Consider the following 17275-nt stretch of genomic DNA (forward strand, 5'->3'; position numbering starts at 1 on the left):
TAAATCACTCCTTTGATCACAACAAGGAGCAATTACACAAATTGCCCCTATTCGGTGTACTGTTCAAATTGTTCACACAACTCATCGTAGACATCTGCCGTTTCTCCCTCCAACTGCAATGTACACTGTTGTAAGATTTGGTTGATGCCCTGTAACGTCGGCAAGCGTTCGCCAGTCGCTTCAATGAGCACCTTTTCTTCAAGAAGTTCCTGCAATTCATGTTGAAGTTTGTGTACATCCCGTGGAACCATCGCTCTATTTCGCATCACAAAACTGCCGTCTTCATTTTTCAACATGTGCTGCTCTTTTAATTCATGCATTTCTTCTTGAAATTGTTGATAATGCTCCACCAGTACTTTTTTGAATCGGCTACGTACCCGGCTATCTTTACTTTCCAGTTTAAGTTCATGCAAGAATAGAATGTATTTCTCCAAATTGGCCTTCATGAAAACTAACATGTACATGCTCCTTTTGACGATGGATTCAAATTATACTGACTCGTGTGCGGACTCGTGTGCAACCTGTTGTGAACGTGTAATCGCGAGTTCGGATACCATTGCAGCCATTCTTTCCTGCAGGGCTCTAAACTGTTCCTCCAGTTTCTTTAACTCCTGTTCCGGAAATTGGGTGAGCACTTCTTCCATAATGCCGTTATCCAGCAACATATTCGTAACTTTAATGAGTTTCTCTACATCCAGCTTTTTGGGGATTGGCAGATCTGTGAACTCTTTCAACAGCAGTGTATTATACAAACCCACCGTGTCTTTGATGAGCTGATCTGTAACATCGGTTTTCTGACGAAGCTGATCAATAATAGACAAATAATTGGTGTTCACGTTATCAATCAGTGATTTTCGAAAAAACGTATGTATTTGAACTTCATAACGTTGATCCGTTACATAAATCTTTTTCCGCTTATTGTTCTTGGCATCAAGTGTGTTCAAAGCGGTTGCTGTTAATTTTTTGGTTTTTGTTGTGGTCGACATATATGTCACTCCTCTTTTTGGATTCATTCTGAAAATTACTCCCTGATATTAAGGCTCTGATCTTGAGCAAATTATTAATGATATCAGGCGAAACATAACAAAAGCTGTACTTCGTAAACAGAAATACAACATTTAAGCATATAACGAGGTGATATGATTCTGTAAAATGCTCAAGCAATACGAATGATTACAGAAAAAGGGCCGAACCCCATGAGAGGTCCAACCCTTCCTATCAATCCATTTTAGTCTTCCAACACATCAATAGTAACCATGGCTTTGGAGCGAGTGTCCTTCAACACTTCACAAGTGAATGTGAACGGTTGTGGATCACCCGAAGAAGCCATTGCAATGGAGAAACCTGGCATTACCTTCAATTTAGGGATGGTATACACCGCTTCAACATCGAAGCCATCTTCATTTTTCCAGTTGGTTGTTCCTTCAAGCAGGTATGTTCCCGGGAATACATCCGAAGCAACAGTCATGCTTTGAGTCGTATCCGGTGCAGCATAGTAGTAATCTGCAATGACTTTATCTCCGTCGTTGAGCGCTGATCCTGTAAATGTCACAATGGTACCTGTAATCGGCGCTGCAGTAAGTTTGGCATCCATAGAAGATCCGTTGGACGTTTTGTAGAAATGTGTTAGTTTGGTTGTCAATGGAGCATGGCTAAGTTTGATCTCACCATCTGCGTTGACTGCAACAATTTCTTTTTTGTGAACCGGTTTTGTTCCCTTTACAAATTTCGAACCTGTGAGTACTGCCAAAGATTCTTTTGAAATCAGCGCATCCTCCATTGTCATCGTTACATCTTTCTCGGAATCCCAACCGATCAGTTTTGGGTGCCCCTTACCGCCACGGGCATAAACCGTTTGTCCCGCAAACTCGATAGAAGAAGTCGTCAAACTTTCCAAATAAACAACGGGTTCACCCGTTTTTACATCTTTCAATACTACATCCAAAATTTCACGTGATCCGTATCTGCTCATAAAATAAAACCTCCAGTTATTTTTATTGTTTAGGTTGATTGGTCTATTTCCACATTTAATCTAATGGAGAGATCCAGTGTTTTAACTTGATACTTTTGGAATCCGCACCATGTAACAAAGCCTGAATATTTACTTCATAATCATCCAGTAACTTCATCCGATTGAACTGATCATTGAATTGAAAAAAATTCAGGTTGAACACATTCAGAATGTTAATCCCGTTTGCGTTTGAACTTAGAATGGAGATGAGGTCCACAAAGGTAAGTGTATCTTCTGCACCCGAGCCCTCTTTTAATTCCCGCACTTTACGTTTTCTAGCGAGCATCTTCTCCCTTAGAGCCTTTGCTCTGTCATTGAGTGGGTTAAAATCATCGTCTTGTTTTGTGACGACACAATGTTGGATTCTAATAATTCCTGCGATCTGCTCCAGTTCGATATAAGATAACATGACGTCCCCTGCATCGATGCAAGAGTGTGTATCACTCAACTGAACAGGCACATCCAGAAAATATTGAAATGCATCTAAATATGCGGAAAGAAGGCTCTGATCTCCGATATACAACAATAATTCAATTAATGTACCCTCATAATCATTCATAGATAAAGAGGGGAACAAATCTTCTATGCGAAGACTGATTAAATTTAATCGTTCACTGAAAAAATCATACCCATCTTCAACGATGTCATTCAGGGATTTAGGTGGAATAACAACGCCTTGAAATAGGACAGGTTTGTTCGCCAACGTCTTTAATTTGATATCCAGTACATTCATTTGGCAAAATCGAGCATGCGATATGTAATGCTGTCACCATAGTAGTTAGGGTTGAGGATCTTAAGAACATCCAATTTTTCAAACTCCAATCGTTCTATCCCGAAATCCTGACTTCGATGAAAGAGTTCATCAATTTTACGAATAATAAAATCTGTTCGAAGCAGTTCGCTCTCGGACTGACACAGATTAAGATGGGTGTATACATTGAAACAAATCATTCCTGATTTATACTCCCGCTGCACAGACTGAATATTCTCAAGCGAGACCGAAACAACGGTTTTTTGCTCATTCACATTTTTTCCAGGAAGATGACGAATCGGGAAAATCCGTTGATATAAGTATTGTTCCGGATCGACCACAGCTGGTTGTTCGAGGAAGTTTGTTGAATCATATACGACGGCCTTCATTAACTCCTCTGACATCAACATACGTTCGATAAGCCTTGATCTAATATTGCTCAAACGAGCAAGCGAGGACTGAACCATGTGACACCTCCTTTTTGATGGATTGGGGCAGCTCTAACCTGGATCTGCTTCGAATAGCTTTTAACGGAGCAGGTAGGATGGATCACCAAGCAATATCCTCCTTTGAATGAATAGTCAGCGCACACAAGGGGAGCAATAGTGGTAAGTCTCTCCTTGTGTATCACTAAACAAAATTTTCAACAATCGCTGAAAGCTTTGGTACGACTGAGCTGAGAAGCGTTTTCTAATGATGAAAAAACTCATTTTCCAACAAAAAAACCATGATCCGGTGATCACGGTTTTTCATTCATTATTTATTGGGAATCTTGACTCTGCACGTCTAGTTCCTCTTCTCCTTCTTGCATTTTTTGCAATACTTCATACGATTAGATCTGGCATGTATGTTCCGTCCACAAACTGTACAATTCTTGATGTTGGCACCTTTCCAACGTAGGTATTCAAGTACAAAATCATCAAACCTCTTTACATAAAAAGCAATCGTATCCCCTTCAGAAGCAAATAAAACTTGGACATTCGTTGAATCCACTCGTTTGCTTTCTTTAAGATACCCCTCTTGAATCAATTTATAGATTAATAAGCCCTGATCCTTTTTACTAACAGCCATTTCGCAATCACTGTATATCTCTTTCAGATCATTATTAATCCAATACGCTTTAGTTTCATGAATGAGATTGTTAATCTTACTATATACCAATATAACAAATGCCAACTTCTCCAGGCGGATACTGCGGAGTTCTTTAATCTTTTGAAGTTCTGTTACCGTAACAGGAATGTTTTCAATCTCTATCATTGTACTTTTATGTTCTTCTTTTCTCTTTTTGATCCAGTTTACGGTTTGGTTAACAACCCGTGTTAAGTATGCATCCCATTGCACAGCATTATAATCCGCATAATTACGCGACATAAAACCATCTAACATCTGTTGTACTTCGGCAGGGGTATATCCTTGCTCGAATTCATATTTAGCTATACACACCAATGTTTTCGTAGGTTTTTTATCCATCTTTCCATATTCGAGTGCTTCTTCTGCGTGCTGTCGTTCGTTCAGAATCATCTTCATGAAGTAACCTCACTCACTTCAACAGACGTCATCCTAAAGGTCTTGCCCGCATATTCGAATTCCCCCGTCGCCTCCGCCGCAACTGGATAATGGATGACCTGCCTGTTGCGATGCAACAGATTGCGAATGATCTGCTCACCGGATACGTCCCACACAAATTGTTTGGATTGATCTGCTCGGCGATAACACATATCCACAATCATGTTACAGAGATCTTCTTCGTTGTTACATATCTCCAATGCCTGCTCCTTGAAACGTGAAACAAAAACCTGCCACCTCGCGGATCGTTCTTCCTTGTTCACCTTGCTCTTGCGAGAGTGGGTCATGTAGTTTCGAAGTTCCTCATTGTGCCTCTGATACAACTTCTGTATCTCCTTGTACCGTGTTTGCGAGTATTTTTTGGAAGTTTTCAGAATATCATGATCAAAACCATTTTTGGAGTTTCGGAACTTGATTTCATCCAACTGCTTCTCTACGCGTCTGCATAAACGATTCATGACAGAAGGAGCCACAGATACGGGCATTCTCTGTTCGTATTGTTGCAAGAACTGTACCATTTCAGCAGAGCCGCCTTGCTCTTGGGTGGCTGTTAACTCCTCCACCGTCATCCCAAACCGTTGCAAGCATTTCTGATTGGTTTTGTCGATATAGGTGTTATATTCCTTCTTTTGCTCTGGATCATTGTAGATGAAAAAATAAGGCTTTTTATCCGCCACCAGTTTCAACGCATTCTCATCCTGTACAGCAACGCGGATATCATACCAGTGTTTAGGCATAGGTTTACATTCAATCCCTTTGGCCTGATCAATGGCATTCTGCTGATAATGCTGGCCGCATTGTATCCTGTACATCATCTCCTTATATTCAGGGGTATCCTGCTCATAGCTAGCTAAAACATCAAACATCGATGTAATCTTGTTGGTCGTAAAACCGATCAGATCGCCAAAACTGTCTTTGTTCGCCTGAATGAGGTCACTCTCCGTCGGAATTTTTTTGGTTGATGTTTTTTGTACGCACACAATGGCCTCTAACTCTTGGATTGCACCAAGGATCGTCGCATTATCGGTAGTCAAGACCTGATCGCTATCCATATCTGCACCATTGAGAGAATGAGTTGTTGTATCCCAAGAATTTAATATCGTCACTGTGTTCATATACCGGTACCAATGTTGCATCTCTTCGGTATCGCTGAAACGAAGTATTTTAATATTGTTATGACAGGTCATCGGAGCTCTGAAACAGGCGACTTGAGGGACTTGTCTTTCATTCCAGTATTGGGAATAAAACTTATCCGACTGTAACAAGCCCGTCAAAGGCAGACCAAACATACTCTGACATAACGTATACGGATCTCCAGAAATAATGCTGAAATTTCCTTTAACACGTAAAACTCCAATCTTAGCTTCATTCATTCGTTTTCGAATGAGGTTATGGATTTTGTGTTTTACAAATGGATCGTCCATTAATCCGGCTTCAACCATCAGACCTTTAATATAATCATCTGGACTATACAGGTAATCTCGCTCTTGAATATGGATACCTTTCAGAAATAAAAGTGCTTTGCGATAATCTTGTCCAAGTACGTCTTGGATGGTACTTATTGTCGGAGAGATCAGCTCATCAATTTCGTTGTCACTGAGCTGTAGCGACTGTATGAACTGATAGTTCAGATGTCGTTCATCCTCTAATTGTTCCGGTGTTACTTTGGTTACGCTGAAGGTGTATCCGTGATAACCACAACATAACAAATAGTCATTTATACCGCTGTATGCTTGCCAAAGCTTCAGCATAGACGTTGTTATAATCAGATCCACTTCACGTATATCTACAGACTCGCCCCAGGCATCCACGACCATGTAATGACCCGCGACCCGATCGGCAAATTCATGATAATCAAATGTAAACACCATACCTTTGCAGAAACTGTTACGAATACAGAAACCACTCGGAATATAGGCATGACCAAGTTCTTCGGCCCATAACTTGCTAAGAGCGGGTGAGATCAAACCGAATCCATCACTCATATTCAATTGTATGGGGTGATCGTTTTTCTTTTCTACCTGAGGATATTCCGTCCTGGAGTCATCAATCTGAATAATGTCTGCACGAAATTCTGTGACACAGTCAGGTATAACCAGCACTCGCTCTGGATGAGAGACTGGAGTACTGGTGCTACAAGCCAGAGCTTTGTAAGCCTCCAATTTGGCCGGGACCAACTCCATATCCGGGTTTCTTCCATTATTCAATCTCCGTTCCAATGGCAAGTGAATATCCTCGCTTACGTAGATGACGGTTGAACTTTTGGCCCCTCCAGTGGTAGCCATCAAACGTTTGTACTTTGTACCGTTGAGACTAAATCCCTTGGAAGAGTTTAAGCGATCATAGTCCTTATTCGTTTCAATGACGACGAGCAGATAATCAGGAACAAATTTGAGTTTATTCTGTGCCTCATGCAGTTTTTTGAGCGTTCGTTTATGCTGAACTGTCGTCTTCAAGGCTTTGACGCGTCGGAGTTCATGTTGAATCTCTATCCACTGCTCTTCCATTCTTTTCTGTGAACGCAACTGATCAATGAATCGAAACACCTGATGGTTTCCAATTGCTGCTAGTTCTCCGTTTATCGAGGCGTCATGGTACGTTAAATTCAGATGATAATTCGCTTTGCGGATTCGTGACGAAGTGACCTTATATACGTATCTCAATCGATTCTGATATGAAATGTTCATGCCCTATTCCCCCTGCTTCTTCCTGTCCTGATTACTAAATTATAGTTGTAGGTCAGGTTCATGAAGCCTGCAAAAGGTTTGATCACGGGATGAAAAAAGAAGAATATATGAGGAAAACAAAGGATCATTCTGAGTTCTAAAATTAACCGATTTCTAAGTCTTTGGTACTATGATTTCCATCATATTAGTGCTATAGTATATTAGAGTACATACGTGCTTACACATTATTTAACGGGGCTGGGATGAATGAAACAAACCTTATCCAATCAAGATGACGTCGGCTATTTATTTAATGTCGATATACTTATTAAGAGCCGTTCAAATGCATTGGCACTGCAGTCCCTGATCGAGTTCATAAACAAAGAAGAACAAATTGCGGACTTTCGGATTCACTCCGGAATTGTGCTTGGTCAAATCATTGAAGCTATGACTCAGGCTAAAACAGGTTCTACTGACTCTAATCAGAATTTCCTTGATTCACCACAATTTTCCAACGCACAGTTAAACTCCAACAAGTCAGACCATATCGTTGATTCGGTTTCGTCCAAATCACAACCACAAGAACCAGTTGCCAAGGAATCAAATTCAAAAGTTGACAAGAAAAAGTCTACTGCAGACACTTCCCATGTCGCTGATTCGAATTCGTTCGATGCTTGGATTGAATCCTTAATTAAAGAAAATCGCCTCACCCGAATTGTCGTAAACAACAAACATGGCAAGCATCAGAGCATTCCTTGTCGAATACTTAATTTTGATCGGGATAACAATGTGGTTAGCATTTATCATGTGGATGAAAAACAAGTTTACACATTCAGAACAAACGAAATAGATGAGTTCTTACTGTAGCCTTAAAGATTCAAACAAAAAAAGCAACCTGATCTGGAATGCGGTAAACATTCGGGCACAGGTTGCTTTTGTTATACGATTATTCTTGTAACAAAGACTGCTACAGACTGGTCTTGCCCCGTTGCCAGACATCCATTGCAAACAGCAGCCAGCCAGCAATAAAAGCTACGCCACCGATCGGTGTGACCGCTCCTAAAATTTTGATACCCGAGATGCTAAGTACATAGAGGCTTCCTGAAAAAATGATGATACCCGCGAACAGCAAACGCGCTGCCCATTTCAGCTTCGTTGATGCTCCTAGCTGTCCAGCAGTTAATCCTACAATTAGCAAAGCAAGCGCATGAATCATGTGGTATTGTACCCCTGTTTCGTAGGTAGCAATTGCACTTGCACCAATTTTGTCCTTAAGCATATGTGCACCGAATGCACCAATAGCCACCGACAGCATCGTTAATATGGCTCCAAGCATCATCCATCTCCGTTGCATATCCACTCTCTCCCTTGATTCGTTTCGAACGCCATTACTCCATATATTGTAGCGAATTCAAGCTCTAAAGTAAAAGAAATGCCTTATGAATATCTAATCTAGAATCGCTGGACACTATACAGGGTAATAAACATTCAGTATCCTATACAAATCATGATATCTTTTAAGGAGGTAGTGTACCCTAATGAATAATTACAATTCACCAAACTCAGATGACTATACACTCCCGCCAGAATCAGCAGAAATCAATGGAATACCTCTCAAACATTCAGGACCGGGGATCGCAAGTTTTGTTATTGGACTGGTTGGTTTTCTAGGGCATCTCGTAACATTTGTGTTGATGTCTCTGGTACTGAATAACTCCATTGAACTCCTCGAATCGTCAATCAGCCGGGAAGAACTCGCTATTCATCCGGCATTCGTTCTAGGTTCTTTGGCTTTTCTTGTCTGCCTGGTTTTTAATCTCATCGGCCTCATTCTTGGGATTATTGGATTAGCGCTCAAAAATCGCAAGAAAGTCTTTGCCGTTATTGGCACGATTCTGAGTGGACTACTTATTTTGTTTTTCACAGTGCTTGTACTTGGCGGTATATACTTGACGTAATGCTTTCCTTGAGAGCCCCGGTTCTTTATAATTAAGCTAGGTGGCTTAACCTTTGCCCCGTTATACTTAACATATGAATGACCAAATATTTGAATTCAAAAGGAGATTGACATGCCACGAATTAAAATTTTTGCGGACAGCACCAGTGATCTGGCTCCGGAGTGGATCCAGCAGTACGAAATCGGCATCATTCCTTTGTATGTGGTGTTTGGTGAAGAATCCCTGAAGGACGGACAAGAGATCAAACCGGAGCAACTGTACGAACGTGTAAGTCGCCATGGTTCTCTGCCCAAAACAGCAGCACCTTCACCCGCTGATTTCATGACCGCATTTCAACCTTACATAGAACAAGGCGACGATATTTTTTACATCTCCTTATCTTCTGAGCTTTCTTCAACCTATCAGAACGCTCTGCTCGCCAGTTCTGAATTTCCAGAGGGGCGCATCTCTGTAGTGGATTCCAAAAATCTCTCCTCAGGCATTGGCTTGATGGTAATGAAAGCTGTGTATGCAGCAGAACAAGGAAAAACGCTGGCCGAGATTACGCAGCAGATTGAAGCCATGAAACCAACGGTACGTACAGAGTTTGTTATCGATACTCTGGAATACTTGTATAAAGGCGGACGTTGCTCCGGTATGCAAAATCTGATTGGTAGCCTACTTAAAATCCGTCCCGTCATTCGGGTAACCGATGGTAAGATGTCCCCCGCCTACAAAGTACGCGGTAAACGAGAAAAGGCGCTGGAACAGATGCTTCAAAACACACTCAACAATAGAGAACAGATTGATCGGGATTTAGTGATCGTTGTTCATACCATGGCTGAGGAAGATGCGTTAAACCTGAAAAAGACGCTGCAGGAGCAAACCGGAGCGCGCGTAGAATTAACTACGGCAGGTTGCGTCGTTTGCAGTCATTGCGGACCCAAAACGACCGGAATAATCTATAACACGATTCATTAGGACGAATGGTAACAACAAATAAAGGGCATGCTCAGCAGATTGCTAGGCATGTCCTTTATTTGGTTGGGGATGACAACTAAATAAGCTTATTTTCTTTGATACCCAGACCTCAACTAAAACTAACGTAATCCATGCTCGTCTTGCCCAACTCCTTCATTAATAGGTTCTGGTTTTTAGATCATCCAGACTTTTGAATGCGTAACCTTGCTTGCGTGCCTCATCAATGATTGCTCCAAGCGCCTCCGTATTGTCTTTCGACACGGAATGCAGCAAGATGACAGCCCCTGGATGAAGCTGTTTCAGCACTTGTTGTTGAGCATATTGTGCGCCACGCTGTACATTCGTATCCCAATCCTTATAAGCTATAGACCAAAACACATTGACATATCCCTGAGCATAACTCTCAGCAAGTGTACGATTGTTGAAAATACCGCGAGGTGGACGCAAAAATGTAGCCTGTTGCCCCGTGAGACGGTGCACTTCAGATTTCACTTTTTCCAGTTCCTCTTTAATTTGTGAGTTGGAAATTCGAGTCATATCCGGATGGCTCCATGAATGGTTCCCAACAATGTGCCCTTCGGCTGCCATACGTTTGACAAGATCCGGCTGATCCTTCAAATAATGACCAGTAACAAAGAAAGCTGCCGGAACCTTCTTCGCTCGCAATACATCCAGTATTGCAGGTGTGAACCCATTCTCATATCCATTATCAAAAGTCAGATACAGTTCCTTTTGTTTGGTATCCCCCAAGAAAATGGCATGATTATGCTCCAAAATAGACTTGAACCCTTCCTGATCAATGGAAGGCAGTTCGCCATTCTGACTTTTCTTAAAGCCAAAGTGGTATGCTCCGTTAATGGGAGATGCTTCTGCCTGTGATGCCAGCATGTTAATGGTGAACAAGCCGAGCAGCAGATATAGCACCGTTCGCTTCATGTTATCCGCTCCTGTCCCTGAAATTTCAGTTTGTTTAATGGTCCACAAACACCTTCAGGTAATATGCCGCAAGAGCGTCTATATTATGTAATCATTAGCGTTATATCCGTTTATTCTCGCGTGAGGACTGCGTTGGTTGATGGAAAAGCTCAAGTAAAGTCTGAGGTTTACCGCTGGTAGCCAGCCAATCTTTTACCGTCTGGACTGCACGAGTCTGACCGTCCCCTTGATCCCGCCAGGTTAGAAGCTCTATCACTTTGATGATGAGTGCTGACATGTTATGATTGTCCTTTTCAGAGCGTTCTGCACGTAATTTATGATATAGAGCCTCCTGCTCCCAATCCAGCAAAATTTCATCTCCGATCGTCGGTTTCATGAGTGTATAAGCCCGATTGCAGCCTTCGCAGCGAACTGTGCTCACTTGTTGCTGCACAAAATAGGTGTTCACTTCCTGCCCGCAATCAGGGCATATGAACCCTACCTGAATATTTTGAATGTTGTCACTCATGATCTTGTCCTCCTGCTCTCTGTGTATAACATCTATACCCGATATACAGACGGTTCACGCTTCTTTGACGGATAATTTTCATGGTCTATAATCTAGCAAATATGTTAAAATATTATACATAGGATTAGTTGAAAAGAGGTGGGATAACATGTCGAAGGAAGATCGTCATATTACTTGGCAAGCATCGAGTCTAAATCGACAGGATCGGGAGAATAACAACGGACATCGCAGTCGCACGATATGGTTTACAGGTTTATCCGGAGCGGGCAAATCCTCCATTGCCTTTGCACTGGAGAGAACCCTGCATGAACAAGGTGTTCGCTGTTATGTGCTTGATGGTGACAATGTACGGCATGGATTGAATCGGGATCTCGGTTTCACCGCTGCAGATCGGCAGGAAAACCTGCGTCGCATCGGAGAAGTAAGCAAGTTGATGGTAGATGCGGGACTACTTGTGCTTTCGGCATTCATCTCCCCCCACGCACAGGATCGGGAGATGGTCAGGCAGCTGTTTGAACCGGAGGATTTCATCGAGGTTTATGTTCGTTGTTCTATTGAAGAATGTGAGCGGCGTGATCCCAAGGGACTCTACAAAAAAGCTCGCAAAGGTGAAATCCCTCATTTTACTGGTATATCTGCTCCCTACGATATCCCAACCTCTCCTTCATTCGTCATTGATACCGAACAATGCAACATTGAGGAAGCTGTTCAAGAAATTGTGCAACATCTGCAACGAATCGGTGCCTTACATCTTCCTGTACAGACCAACTCATCTCTGACTTATTAATTCAATTCAAGAAATAGATATGAAAGGCGTCCCTCTGCGGCACGCCTTTTTTCATTCTAGTAACACTCGCTTCTCTTTACTTCGTTAATAAGTCTACAACTTATGGTTTACTGTCCAGCAGCACCAGCTTGCATATGAAGCAGTTTGCTGAAAGTGCCTGACGAATCCATAGATAATTGCTGATATCCGCCTTCTTGGATGACCTGCCCTTCTTCCAAAACAATGACACGGTCTGCGGTTCGGATCGTGGAGAGTCGATGTGCAATGACGATAATTGTGACATGTCCTTTTAATCGTTCCAGCGCTTCATGGATCTGCTGTTCATTTTCACTGTCCAGTGCACTCGTTGCTTCATCCAGTACTAATACAGAAGGGTTACGAAGCATGGTCCGAGCCAGTACAAGACGCTGACGCTCTCCACCCGACAGGCGTATGCCGCGATCACCTATAATGGTATCCAGACCTTGCGGAAGCTTGCGAACGAATGAAGCGGAGGAAGAAAATTGGAGTGCCCGCCACATCTGTTCTTCACTTGCATCCGGATCAACCAGACGTAAATTCTCACGAATGCTGGTATGGAACAAAAAAGGATCTTGTGAGACATACCCGATCGAACTTCTCCAGTTCAATAACTGTTCCTCAGTCAAGGGTTTTCCATCAATCAGGATACGACCACTCTCAGGCTTCACCAGACCCATGATCAGATCAACAAATGTGCTTTTCCCAGCCCCCGACTTCCCAACAATAGCAGTCATACCTTGAGCAGGAATAAATGCTTGCACATTCTTTAATGCATACGTGTCACTTCCCTCATAACGGTAATCCACATCCTCACACACGATGCTTTTTACCAGATCGATTGGAGCAATAGGCTGTGAAGCAGAAATACCTGTCTCTTTCCTTGATTCACGGATCTCACAGTTCTTCTCCGTTTGATCCTTCAACTCTCTCACGATCCGAAATGCCGGCAACATTGAACTGATGTACTCCAGATTAGACTGAATCGCTGTAAACCTTGGCCATAATCGTGAAAAAATCAAAATAATTAATAACAGGTTGGCTGGTGGCACCGACATCACCTGTAAAGAAAGGTAAATAAACGCCGCAATGATTATCGCCGCTGACACCCGATGAATGAGCTGTGTACCTGTATTTAACTGACTAAACTGCACCACATTACGTTCAATTTGGCTGCATATACGATCAAACCAGCGGATATGAGAACTTTCCAGCATATTGCTCTTAATATCCTTAATCCCGTTGAAATGCTCCGTGATCCCGTAGTAGTAGCTCTGCGAGAATTCGGAAGTCTGATCTCCAATCTGTTTGGCACGCCTAACAAACTTTCTTAGTAATACAAATAACAACAAACCACTGATAAGTACAAGCGATGTGAGCTTTGCGGATAACCAGAAAGCCAGCCCGATCTGAATCGCTGTAAAAGTCAGCGAAGCTGCCATCTGCAGGACTAGACTTGTTCCCTGACTTACCCTGGCAAGTTCTGTGGTTAATATATGGTTGAAATCGGATTTTCGTTTTTGGAGAAAAAAAGACCACCGTGCCCGAAGTAGTGCACTGTAGGTTTCCAGACGCAGCGTTCGTATGAATTGCTGCTGAATACGGGTATTGCGAATCGTCTGAAGACGCTGCATCCATGCCTGTCCTGAGAGGATAAATACAAAAGCCAGTAAAACAAGTAGCAATTGACCATTTTCCGAGAATCGGTGGAGTAGCTCCGTTAACCAGGGGATATGTATACCAGAAGAGCCCATCTCAAAAACACCAATTAAACTTAACATAGGAACAAGCATGTAGATGCCGATTCCTTCCATTAAACCAATCAAGATCATAGCTAGCAGATTCCAATATAATATAGGCCCAGAAATATGATGCAGTTTTCGCATGAAATAATTTAACTCGGAGATCATACCTTTCCCCTCTCTGCCATCGTGCTTTTTTTGAAGCGCCGCCAGAACCAGAGAAATGGACGTAACGGAAAATACAGAAAAAACAGGGAACGTGGTAGCGGGAATTGATGTACGTCCCAAGTACTTGGATATAACCGCTCAATAAAGAAAAACCATTTTTGCCTCGTACTACGAAGAGAGAATAAATAAGATGAATAGTTGTGTAGCTCTTCTGGACTGTCTAACATTTTGTTCATAAACAGCGCACCTTCTCTCGCCAGTCGCTTTCCCATGCGCTCACGCGTAGCCATAATCGATAAATACGGATCGCCCAGCGGGGTATGCAACAGATCCGAAACGAGATGTAATGTCTGGGAACCGATGGATAGACGTCCTTCTGCTTTCAAACGACGTTCTACCTTTTTCATGTCGAGCGGCATCGAACGAATCATCTGATCGATATCCAGTAACCACCGCAGTCTGAACCAGCCGTGTCTTGCACCATGCGTCACTAAATAAACCCATAGATCCTCTCTTTCAAGCATACGTACAGGTGTCTGGGTGTACGAACTGAATCGGCTTCGTTTCCACAACAGTTCAAACTCCGTTTCCCGGCCAGAATCAGGGTTAAGCCGCCAATGGATCTCCACTTGAGTACGTTTGACCGGATGAACATAACAGATATGATGCTCCCGCCACTTCCAGCTACGAACAGTAAGCGCCCTTTCTCCTTCTTTGCACTGGTAACCAAGGTCGACAAGAATACGGCCAGCTTCCTCCACATTCTGAACTGGAATTAAAATATCCAGGTCTTTCGAAGTCCGCATGGACACATCTCCGTACAAATCATGAGCCAGAGCAGGCCCTTTCAGTGTAATCGTGCGAATGCCACGCTCCCGAAATGCTCCACACACTTGCTCCATTTCGGCTGTTAAATGTAACATACGGAAGGTATTAATCGTATACTGCTGTTTCAAACTCCCTAAAACTGCTTCGGGAATAAACCGCAGATCCAGCATTTTTAATTTCACATAAATAACAGAATACAGACGATGATGGACCACAAGTTGTAAAAAAAGTGGCCAATCCATCTCGTGCAGTCGGCCCTTGATCTCCTCGGAAGTCAGATCTGCCAGATCATCTCTAAGCAGGCTCAAGATTAGCTTGAGCTCCTTCGGAAACCCTGTGGAATACAGTTCAGTTTCATGCGTCATAGACAATCTCTCCAGATCCCTTCTCAGGACATCGTTTGCCAAACACGCCGACGACCGTATATTGATCCATCGTATCTGCTCCAGTTACGATCAGTTTTCCACTTCGTAGCCAGGCGTGTGCCATCAGTTGTCCTTGCTTATTCCTTGCGGTACCCATATATAATGTACTCGCGATATTACGCCGTTCCAGCATTTTCATTGCAGCTATCGCCATAACAAGACATTGGCTTTCCCAAAACGTATATTTACTAGCAATCATAACGGCTTTCGATATGTTTCTTATTTCCGTCACTTGAGTCCGATTCAATCCAGTAACAGGTGTTTCGACCATAGGTGTACCAAGCCTCGGAGCAATTTTGGCAAACGGCCTTGCCTTCTGCACTCTAGCCCATCCTAGCAGGATATAAGCCTCCCATACCAAACGCCTTATCCTACCTGGAAGCGAGAAATAGGACTTCACTTTACGAAACATGTTCCTACACTCCGCGCGAAATGTTGATTAAACCTTCACGTGAGAGGTGTTCCAAAAAAGCCACAACCTGATCACGGCATTGTTCTGCCTGAATGTCATATTCTGTAGCAAGCGTCTCAATCAATTCATTCAGCGTTCTCTCTTCTGCAATCAGTTCCCAGATTCGTCCGCCTGTACTCCCCAGATTGTAATATTTCCCTGAACTGATGCTCATCATCACCTTTTCGCCACCCATATCACTGACCAAGTTGCCATCCTTCTGGATTACGACGTCATTCGCATCGATAGGTGTAATTGCTGTCATATTTCTATCTGCACTCCTTTGCGTATATGATTAATGATCCGATCCACCATTTCAAATGCTGTAAAATGGTGCCCCGTTCTGCTAATTCTGTTAATCTCCACACTGGCTGAAAGTCTTGAAGCTGTTTCAAACAACCATTGAGCGAGTCCTTGGCGATTCACCAGTCCACCGCGAAAGGTATGAGAGCAGAGCAAGTGCAGACGTTCCAGACCACTTACCTCCTGCAAATACACAGAACCAGATTCCTGGTCCGGCTCAGGTACAAGTTCGTAGATTCCCCCAAGTGGAACAGCCCTCTCGTGAAAGTAGTGCTGAACCGGTATGGCGTATTTCGTAATTTCAGCATGCACCGTTGCATAATCCTGCTGCTTCATTCCGAAGCCTTCGAGACTAGGCTGCCATAATTTCTGCTGGGGATATCCGGGGGATACGATCGCTCTGCCTCCAGCATCCCAGGTCAAGGCAACCACATCATCGGTGAGAAGAGGATATCCGCGTGAGGCCAGTGCCGCTGACAACGTAGACTTTCCCGCGCCAGAATGCCCAACGAACGCGTAGGCCCAACCATCAATCACAACTGCGCTTCCGTGCAGAGGAAGAATTCCACGCTGCATCATAATCACGGACATGCATGTCCCGAGGATAAACAGCCTGACTTTTTTCGGATCGGCACCAGATACTTGAGAGACAACGATTCTTTTGCCATGCTCCATTAAAAAAAGACCCGTATCTTCGATTCTGAAAAAAAGACAACCGTCTCGCGCCACAAAGTTGTCGCTACCAACATCCCATTTCTCCCATAACCCTGCCAGATCAAAAGACTCGATCTGTACATCAGCTACATCCTGCTGCGTTTCAGCAGTCAGAGTTGCGCGCTGCAACTCAGGCATTGGAATCTGACTCAACCAGCGTAAACCATAAGCTTCATAGTACAAAGGCAACAATAAGGGCGCCTCCTTCATTTATAGATATGAAAAAAGCCCTGATATTCACAAGCTCAATATTAGGGCGGAGGCGAAAAAGCTGGATTGGTTGCATTTCCGCCCTTTAAGTATGAACTAGCTGGGGAAACTACAAAATTAGGACGTTGGATCGTACATGTCGGCATCGTGAACAGTGATCCAGTCGATTTGTCTGTATCCTACCCCTGCCATCGTTTCATTCACATCCAACACTTCAAGAACGGGTGCTTGCCATTCCTTTTTTTCGTTTTGCATCGTTTTCACCTCCTTTCA

20 protein-coding genes are annotated in these 17275 nt (G+C 43.1%); 4 read left to right on the top strand and 16 right to left on the bottom strand.

Annotated features, from left to right (window positions below; genetic code table 11):
* Positions 1-47 precede the first annotated feature (47 nt).
* From J2T16_RS08790 to J2T16_RS08820, 7 genes are all read right to left on the bottom strand, one after another.
* Positions 48-446: a hypothetical protein gene (locus J2T16_RS08790; RefSeq protein ID WP_499018155.1), complete on the bottom strand. Its 399-nt coding sequence runs from the start codon at positions 444-446 to the stop codon at positions 48-50.
* A gap of 42 nt (positions 447-488) precedes the next feature.
* Positions 489-986: a YomO family phage-derived protein gene (locus J2T16_RS08795; protein ID WP_499018156.1), complete on the bottom strand. Its 498-nt coding sequence runs from the start codon at positions 984-986 to the stop codon at positions 489-491.
* 242 nt (positions 987-1228) lie between these two features.
* A complete protein-coding gene (locus tag J2T16_RS08800; protein WP_090920040.1) occupies positions 1229-1972 on the bottom strand; it encodes a YomU family phage tail tube protein in 744 nt (247 codons plus the stop codon).
* Between the two features lie 55 nt (positions 1973-2027).
* The gene (locus tag J2T16_RS08805) at positions 2028-2714 is read right to left on the bottom strand and encodes a hypothetical protein (RefSeq protein ID WP_499018157.1); all 687 of its coding nucleotides are present in this window, start codon (positions 2712-2714) and stop codon (positions 2028-2030) included.
* Between the two features lie 26 nt (positions 2715-2740).
* Positions 2741-3229: a YomW family phage-derived protein gene (locus J2T16_RS08810; protein WP_336122208.1), complete on the bottom strand. Its 489-nt coding sequence runs from the start codon at positions 3227-3229 to the stop codon at positions 2741-2743.
* A gap of 319 nt (positions 3230-3548) precedes the next feature.
* Positions 3549-4289 (bottom strand): hypothetical protein, encoded by a 741-nt coding sequence (locus J2T16_RS08815; protein ID WP_336122207.1) that lies wholly within the window; start codon positions 4287-4289, stop codon positions 3549-3551.
* Complete coding sequence (locus J2T16_RS08820) at positions 4286-7015, bottom strand: hypothetical protein (RefSeq protein ID WP_336122206.1); 2730 nt, start codon at positions 7013-7015, stop codon at positions 4286-4288. The genes J2T16_RS08815 and J2T16_RS08820 overlap by 4 nt, the downstream gene beginning before the upstream one ends.
* Positions 7016-7261: 246 nt before the next feature.
* Here J2T16_RS08820 and J2T16_RS08825 point away from each other — a divergent pair, with 246 nt between their 5' ends.
* Positions 7262-7861: a hypothetical protein gene (locus tag J2T16_RS08825; protein ID WP_154886790.1), complete on the top strand. Its 600-nt coding sequence runs from the start codon at positions 7262-7264 to the stop codon at positions 7859-7861.
* Positions 7862-7961: 100 nt separating this feature from the next.
* On the opposite strand, the gene J2T16_RS08830 is transcribed toward J2T16_RS08825, so the two are convergent.
* Positions 7962-8348: a DUF423 domain-containing protein gene (locus J2T16_RS08830; protein WP_154886792.1), complete on the bottom strand. Its 387-nt coding sequence runs from the start codon at positions 8346-8348 to the stop codon at positions 7962-7964.
* Between the two features lie 184 nt (positions 8349-8532).
* Between J2T16_RS08830 and J2T16_RS08835 the strand changes: the two genes are divergently transcribed.
* Both J2T16_RS08835 and J2T16_RS08840 read left to right on the top strand, forming a co-directional pair.
* Positions 8533-8952, top strand: coding sequence for a hypothetical protein (locus tag J2T16_RS08835; RefSeq protein ID WP_499018161.1), 420 nt, complete (start codon positions 8533-8535; stop codon positions 8950-8952).
* Positions 8953-9063: 111 nt separating this feature from the next.
* Positions 9064-9912 (top strand): DegV family protein, encoded by an 849-nt coding sequence (locus J2T16_RS08840; protein WP_221786439.1) that lies wholly within the window; start codon positions 9064-9066, stop codon positions 9910-9912.
* Between the two features lie 156 nt (positions 9913-10068).
* On the opposite strand, the gene pdaA is transcribed toward J2T16_RS08840, so the two are convergent.
* The gene (gene pdaA / locus J2T16_RS08845; RefSeq protein WP_499018162.1) at positions 10069-10848 is read right to left on the bottom strand and encodes a delta-lactam-biosynthetic de-N-acetylase; all 780 of its coding nucleotides are present in this window, start codon (positions 10846-10848) and stop codon (positions 10069-10071) included.
* Between the two features lie 100 nt (positions 10849-10948).
* Positions 10949-11356 carry a hypothetical protein gene (locus J2T16_RS08850; RefSeq protein ID WP_499018163.1) on the bottom strand — a complete coding sequence of 136 codons (408 nt, stop codon included), beginning with the start codon at positions 11354-11356 and terminating at the stop codon, positions 10949-10951.
* A 148-nt stretch (positions 11357-11504) separates the two neighbouring features.
* Here J2T16_RS08850 and cysC point away from each other — a divergent pair, with 148 nt between their 5' ends.
* Positions 11505-12143 carry an adenylyl-sulfate kinase gene (cysC, locus tag J2T16_RS08855; RefSeq protein WP_090920009.1) on the top strand — a complete coding sequence of 213 codons (639 nt, stop codon included), beginning with the start codon at positions 11505-11507 and terminating at the stop codon, positions 12141-12143.
* Between the two features lie 107 nt (positions 12144-12250).
* On the opposite strand, the gene J2T16_RS08860 is transcribed toward cysC, so the two are convergent.
* From J2T16_RS08860 to J2T16_RS08885, 6 genes are all read right to left on the bottom strand, one after another.
* Complete coding sequence (locus tag J2T16_RS08860; protein ID WP_499018165.1) at positions 12251-14047, bottom strand: ABC transporter ATP-binding protein; 1797 nt, start codon at positions 14045-14047, stop codon at positions 12251-12253.
* Positions 14048-14067: 20 nt separating this feature from the next.
* Positions 14068-15264 (bottom strand): nucleotidyltransferase domain-containing protein, encoded by a 1197-nt coding sequence (locus tag J2T16_RS08865; RefSeq protein WP_221786436.1) that lies wholly within the window; start codon positions 15262-15264, stop codon positions 14068-14070.
* Entirely contained in the window at positions 15254-15736 is a 483-nt protein-coding gene (locus tag J2T16_RS08870) for a lasso peptide biosynthesis B2 protein (protein WP_221786435.1), read from the bottom strand. Before J2T16_RS08870 ends, J2T16_RS08865 begins: the two co-directional genes overlap by 11 nt.
* 4 nt (positions 15737-15740) lie before the next feature.
* On the bottom strand, positions 15741-16040 hold the full coding sequence (locus tag J2T16_RS08875; protein ID WP_090919998.1) for a lasso peptide biosynthesis PqqD family chaperone: 300 nt from the start codon (positions 16038-16040) through the stop codon (positions 15741-15743).
* Complete coding sequence (locus J2T16_RS08880) at positions 16037-16981, bottom strand: aldolase (protein ID WP_499018166.1); 945 nt, start codon at positions 16979-16981, stop codon at positions 16037-16039. Before J2T16_RS08880 ends, J2T16_RS08875 begins: the two co-directional genes overlap by 4 nt.
* Before the next feature lie 138 nt (positions 16982-17119).
* Positions 17120-17257 carry a paeninodin family lasso peptide gene (locus J2T16_RS08885; protein WP_123065008.1) on the bottom strand — a complete coding sequence of 46 codons (138 nt, stop codon included), beginning with the start codon at positions 17255-17257 and terminating at the stop codon, positions 17120-17122.
* Between the last annotated feature and the right edge of the window lie 18 nt (positions 17258-17275).

It is taken from the genome of Paenibacillus intestini (genome assembly GCF_030803945.1).
In the GTDB taxonomy this organism is placed as follows: domain Bacteria; phylum Bacillota; class Bacilli; order Paenibacillales; family Paenibacillaceae; genus Paenibacillus; species Paenibacillus polysaccharolyticus.

Excerpts from the sequence above, each read along its gene's own strand:
- cysC (WP_090920009.1), top strand. The coding sequence starts at position 11,505 with ATGTCGAAGGAAGATCGTCATATTACTTGGCAAGCATCGAGTCTAAAT.
- J2T16_RS08835 (WP_499018161.1), top strand. The coding sequence starts at position 8,533 with ATGAATAATTACAATTCACCAAACTCAGATGACTATACACTCCCGCCA.
- J2T16_RS08800 (WP_090920040.1), bottom strand. The coding sequence starts at position 1,972 with ATGAGCAGATACGGATCACGTGAAATTTTGGATGTAGTATTGAAAGAT.
- J2T16_RS08815 (WP_336122207.1), bottom strand. The coding sequence starts at position 4,289 with ATGAAGATGATTCTGAACGAACGACAGCACGCAGAAGAAGCACTCGAA.
- J2T16_RS08865 (WP_221786436.1), bottom strand. The coding sequence starts at position 15,264 with ATGACGCATGAAACTGAACTGTATTCCACAGGGTTTCCGAAGGAGCTC.
- J2T16_RS08795 (WP_499018156.1), bottom strand. The coding sequence starts at position 986 with ATGTCGACCACAACAAAAACCAAAAAATTAACAGCAACCGCTTTGAAC.
- J2T16_RS08850 (WP_499018163.1), bottom strand. The coding sequence starts at position 11,356 with ATGAGTGACAACATTCAAAATATTCAGGTAGGGTTCATATGCCCTGAT.
- J2T16_RS08840 (WP_221786439.1), top strand. The coding sequence starts at position 9,064 with ATGCCACGAATTAAAATTTTTGCGGACAGCACCAGTGATCTGGCTCCG.
- J2T16_RS08875 (WP_090919998.1), bottom strand. The coding sequence starts at position 16,040 with ATGACAGCAATTACACCTATCGATGCGAATGACGTCGTAATCCAGAAG.
- J2T16_RS08860 (WP_499018165.1), bottom strand. The coding sequence starts at position 14,047 with ATGCGAAAACTGCATCATATTTCTGGGCCTATATTATATTGGAATCTG.
- J2T16_RS08825 (WP_154886790.1), top strand. The coding sequence starts at position 7,262 with ATGAAACAAACCTTATCCAATCAAGATGACGTCGGCTATTTATTTAAT.
- J2T16_RS08885 (WP_123065008.1), bottom strand. The coding sequence starts at position 17,257 with ATGCAAAACGAAAAAAAGGAATGGCAAGCACCCGTTCTTGAAGTGTTG.
- J2T16_RS08790 (WP_499018155.1), bottom strand. The coding sequence starts at position 446 with ATGAAGGCCAATTTGGAGAAATACATTCTATTCTTGCATGAACTTAAA.
- J2T16_RS08820 (WP_336122206.1), bottom strand. The coding sequence starts at position 7,015 with ATGAACATTTCATATCAGAATCGATTGAGATACGTATATAAGGTCACT.
- J2T16_RS08870 (WP_221786435.1), bottom strand. The coding sequence starts at position 15,736 with ATGTTTCGTAAAGTGAAGTCCTATTTCTCGCTTCCAGGTAGGATAAGG.
- J2T16_RS08810 (WP_336122208.1), bottom strand. The coding sequence starts at position 3,229 with ATGGTTCAGTCCTCGCTTGCTCGTTTGAGCAATATTAGATCAAGGCTT.
- J2T16_RS08830 (WP_154886792.1), bottom strand. The coding sequence starts at position 8,348 with ATGCAACGGAGATGGATGATGCTTGGAGCCATATTAACGATGCTGTCG.
- pdaA (WP_499018162.1), bottom strand. The coding sequence starts at position 10,848 with ATGAAGCGAACGGTGCTATATCTGCTGCTCGGCTTGTTCACCATTAAC.